At 66.8% G+C, this 4,534-nt stretch carries 4 protein-coding genes; 3 read left to right on the top strand and 1 reads right to left on the bottom strand.

Annotated features, from left to right (window positions below):
• Positions 1–56: 56 nt before the first annotated feature.
• Positions 57–983, bottom strand: a complete 927-nt coding sequence (locus PHQ87_RS01505; RefSeq protein ID WP_300230481.1) for a LysR family transcriptional regulator — start codon at positions 981–983, stop codon at positions 57–59.
• Positions 984–1,104: 121 nt separating this feature from the next.
• Here PHQ87_RS01505 and PHQ87_RS01500 point away from each other — a divergent pair, with 121 nt between their 5' ends.
• The 3 genes from PHQ87_RS01500 (at position 1,105) to PHQ87_RS01490 (ending at position 4,512) form a co-directional block, all read left to right on the top strand.
• Entirely contained in the window at positions 1,105–2,292 is a 1,188-nt protein-coding gene (locus tag PHQ87_RS01500) for an acyl-CoA dehydrogenase (RefSeq protein ID WP_300230479.1), read from the top strand.
• Between the two features lie 275 nt (positions 2,293–2,567).
• Positions 2,568–3,674: a serine hydrolase domain-containing protein gene (locus tag PHQ87_RS01495; protein ID WP_300230477.1), complete on the top strand. Its 1,107-nt coding sequence runs from the start codon at positions 2,568–2,570 to the stop codon at positions 3,672–3,674.
• A gap of 88 nt (positions 3,675–3,762) precedes the next feature.
• Complete coding sequence (locus tag PHQ87_RS01490; protein WP_300230475.1) at positions 3,763–4,512, top strand: carbonic anhydrase; 750 nt, start codon at positions 3,763–3,765, stop codon at positions 4,510–4,512.
• The last annotated feature ends 22 nt before the right edge of the window (positions 4,513–4,534 follow it).

Genomic DNA, 4,534 nt, shown 5'->3' with positions numbered 1-4,534 from the left:
CTTCCGTGCACCAGAAACATCCGCCGCCGAGCACCAGTGTCTGTCTCGTTTCCATCTCAGGACTCCTCGTTGCCGTCGTCATGCATGCCGGCATCTTGCATCGACTGCGCGCGGCCGCGCACGGCGTCAAGAAATGCCCCCAGCGCGGTCATGTCGCGCCCGGTGCGCCAGAGGCAATAGGTGTCATAGGACGGCAGCGACCGCTTCAGCGGCCGGAACGCCACGCCCGACAGCCCCGCCTGCTGCAGTGCGGCCGGCACCAGCCCCGCGGCCAGGCCCTGCCCGATGACCGCTACCACGCCCAGCCAATGCCGCAGTTCGTAGGCGAGCTGCGGCTCGAAACCGGCGTCGGCACAGGCCGCCACGATGCGGTCGTGGTAGTCGGACGAGACGGCACGCATCACGATCGCCATGGCTTCACCCTGCAGCTCGCGCAGATCCAGCGCCGGGCCCCTGCTCAACCGGTGACCGACGGGCAGACAGGCCACGAAAGGCTGGCGGGACAGCAGGATCTGCGAGAAACCCGGTGGCACGCGCGTGGTATGGACGAAACCCAGATCGAGACGGTCGTGCACCAGTTCCACGAGCTGCTCGCTGGAGCTGAGCTCCTGCAGGGTCAGCCGCATGCGCGGGTGGGCGGCACCGAAGGCGCGCAGCACCTGCGGCAGCCCCCGGAACAGCACCGTGCCCGCAAAGCCGATGCGCAACTGGCCCACAATGCCGTGCCCCACATCACGCGCTTCTCTGGCCGCCTGGGCGGCCTGCTGCAGCAGCGCCTGGGCGCGCGGCAGAAAGGCCTGCCCCGCCGCCGTGAGCGCCACGCCGCGGCTGTTGCGCTCGAACAGGCGCGCGCCGACGGAGGTTTCGAGCTGCTGGATGTTGAGCGACAACGGCGGCTGCGTCATGGACAGCCGCTGGGCGGCACGCCCGAAATGCAGCTCTTCGGCCAGCACGACAAAACAGCGCAGGTGGCGGAATTCCATGAATACAAAATATGAATTGATCAATCGTCAATCAATATTAGACAGCTATTCATGAAAACCTGACAATCAGGCCCACTCAGAAGCCCACTCAGACGACCTCACCGCCTACGGAGACCGCATCATGGCCACCACCAAAGCCCGCTTCAGCTGGGAAGACCCCTTCAACCTCGACACCCAGTTGTCTGCGGACGAGCGCCAGGTGCGCGACGCCGCCCGCGCCTACTGCCAGGACAAGCTGCTGCCGCGGGTGCAGATGGCCTTCCGCAACGAGAGCACCGACCCGTCCATCTTCCGCGAAATGGGTGAACTCGGCCTGCTGGGCGCCACCATCCCCGAGCAATACGGCGGCGCCGGCCTGAACTATGTCTGCTACGGCCTGGTGGCGCGCGAGGTCGAGCGCGTGGACTCCGGCTACCGCTCCATGATGAGCGTGCAAAGCTCGCTGGTGATGGTGCCGATCAACGAATTTGGCACCGAAGCCCAGAAGCAGAAGTACCTGCCCAAACTGGCACGCGGCGAGTGGATTGGGTGCTTCGGCCTGACCGAGCCGGACCATGGCTCCGACCCCGGCAGCATGATCACCCGCGCACGCAAGGTCGAGGGCGGCTACCAGCTCAGCGGCGCCAAGATGTGGATCACCAACAGCCCGATCGCCGACGTGTTCGTGGTCTGGGCCAAGGACGACGACGGGCAGATCCGTGGCTTCATCCTGGAGAAGGGCTGGCGGGGATTGAGCGCCCCGGCGGTGCACGGCAAGGTGGGCCTGCGCGCCAGCATCACGGGCGAGATTGTGATGGACGAGGTATTCGTGCCGGAGGAAAACGCCTTCCCCGAGGTCCGCGGCCTCAAGGGGCCCTTTACCTGTCTGAACAGCGCCCGCTATGGCATCGCCTGGGGTGCGCTGGGTGCGGCCGAGGACTGCTACCTGCGCGCGCGCCAGTACGTGCTCGACCGCCGACAGTTCGGCCGCCCGCTGGCCGCCAACCAGCTCGTCCAGAAGAAGCTCGCCGACATGCTCAGCGAAATCAGCCTGGGCCTGCAGGGCTGCCTGCGCCTGGGCCGCATGAAGGACGAGGGCATCGCCCCCGTCGAGCTGACCTCCATCCTCAAGCGCAACAGCTGCGGCAAGGCGCTGGACATCGCCCGCATGGCGCGCGACATGATGGGCGGCAACGGCATCAGCGACGAGTACGGCGTGGCACGCCACCTGGTCAACCTGGAGGTGGTCAACACCTACGAAGGCACGCACGACGTGCACGCGCTGATCCTGGGTCGGGCCATCACCGGGATTGCGGCGTTTTCGAACTGATGATTCGGCCGCCGCGCAAGGCCAAGAGGCTGCCCACGGGCAGCTTTTTTTTGTCCAGGCAACGATGAGGCTGCCTCATTCGCCCCACGTATACCCTCCGGGGCATTCCTGTTGCGTCGCCGAAGAATTTCTATAGACTGGAAAGCAACAAATAGTTATCAATTGTTAATTTGTCCATGAAGTTCGCTGCCAGGCCCCCCAGATGCTTGCTGTTGGCCGTCGCGCTGGCCTGTGCAGGGGGGCTGGCGGGCTGTGGCGGGGACTCCCGGGCGGAGATGACCCCTCACCCAGGGCTCCAGCAGGTGCTCGCCCGCCAATGGCATGGCTTCTCGACCACACTGCCCGGCGGACTCGCCATCGCCCTCATCACCCCCGAGGGTGCGTACTTCGCCAGCACCCTCGACGGCGCGACGGCCGATTCGCATTTCCGCGCGGCCAGCACCACCAAGACCTTCACGGCCGCAGCGATCATGCTGTTGCAGCAACGCGGCCTGCTTCGCATCGATGACGTGCTGACAGCGATGATTCCCGGCACGACACGGCCGTACCTGCCGGCCACGGCGAGCTACGCGATTCCCCACCAGGACCGGATCACGATCCGGCAGTTGCTGAGCCACCGCGCCGGCGTTTTCGACGTCGGCAACCAGGACATCCCGGCGACGGTCGATGCGCCCCACGCCGGCATGCGCTACGTCGACTGGGTCGAGGACACCCGGGGAGCGACACACACCTTCACGCTGGACGAGCTGGTCGACGTGGTCGCCCGCCACCAGTTGGTCAACGGCCCGCCGGGCGAGGCCTTCCGCTATTCGAACACCGGGTATTCGCTGCTCGCCAAGATGGTCGAGCGGGTGTCCGGCAAAAGCTTTGCGCAATTCGTGCATGACGAGTTCCTCATGCCCAATGGCCTGCACGACACGTCGTTTCCGGACGATGGTCGGGGTCAGCAGCTCCCGGCGCCGTTTCTCGAGGGCACCACGCGCGTCGGCGGCACGCTCCTGCCCACCACCCATTTCAATGTGTCCTGGGGCGTCGGTGAAGGCAACGTGGTCACGACGCCCGCGGACCTGGCCCACTGGTTCCGCCGCCTGGTCAAGGGCGAGGCCGGCCTGAGCGCGCAGACGGTGGCGCAGATGCGCGCCTGCGAACCGACAGGGGAGCATCACGTCACCTATGGCCTCGGCCTCACCTGCGATCCCGCCGGGCTCGGCATCGGTCACAACGGCGGCATCGCCGGCTACCTGACCACGGCGCGCCACGACCCGGCGACCGACGTGACGGTGGTGATCTTTGCCACCCTGCTCGATGCCGACGACCTCATGACCGAGGCCCTGATGCTGTACGAAACCGCCCGCCAGGCACGCGCCGTTCTCGGCTACTGAACGCGGTGCCCGCTTTTCACGCTGCAACGCCCTGGCCGGGCCGTTGTGGTTCCGGCTACCCGGCCGCCCTTGGACCCCGGAGGCAATCATGTGCGTACTTTGCGACCGCAGCGACACCACCCGCCCCGCGCCAGCCGCGCCCACCAGACGGGCCGTGCTGGGCGCCATGGGCGCGCTGCCATGGCTGGGCTTGTCCACCCTGTCCGGGCTGGCGCAGGCACGCACCCCGCCCAAACCGGACAACGTGCTGCTTCCGGATCAGGCCATCGCACGCCTGATGGCGGGCAATGAGCGCTACATCTCGGGCAAGACACGCAACCGCAACCTGGCAGCGACGCGGGAGGCTCTGGTGCGCGGTCAGAACCCCTATGCCTGCATCCTGAGCTGTGCCGACTCGCGCATCAGCCCCGAGCTCTGCTTTGACGAGGAACGGGGTGACCTGTTCGTGACCCGCGTGGCCGGCAACTATGTCACACCCGATCTTCTGGCCAGTCTCGAATACGGCGTGGCGGTGCTGAAGACGCCGCTCATCATGGTGCTGGGACACACCAGTTGTGGCGCGGTCAGCGCCACGGTCAACGCGCTCGAAAAGCAGGCTGAATTTCCCGGCCACATCCAGACCATCGTGACGGCGCTGATGCCGGCCGTGCGCGCCGCGGCAGCCAAGTCCACCACCGGCTCGCTGCAGCAGGCCGCGACGCTGGAAAACATCCGGCAGAACGTCCAGCGGCTGCAGGAGGCCACCCCCATCCTGAGCAAGGCGGTCCAGGCCGGCGAGGTCAAGGTCGTCGGCGGCCTGTACGAGCTCGCAACCGGCCGGGTATCCGCGGTGGTCTGACCCCCGGTTTCCGGCCGCTCGC

The sequence above is a fragment of the Hydrogenophaga sp. genome, assembly GCF_028698005.1.
Taxonomy (GTDB): Bacteria; Pseudomonadota; Gammaproteobacteria; order Burkholderiales; family Burkholderiaceae_C; genus Hydrogenophaga.
The sequence above is the reverse complement of the archived record's forward strand: the minus strand, read 5'-3'. Positions and strand labels throughout refer to the sequence as shown.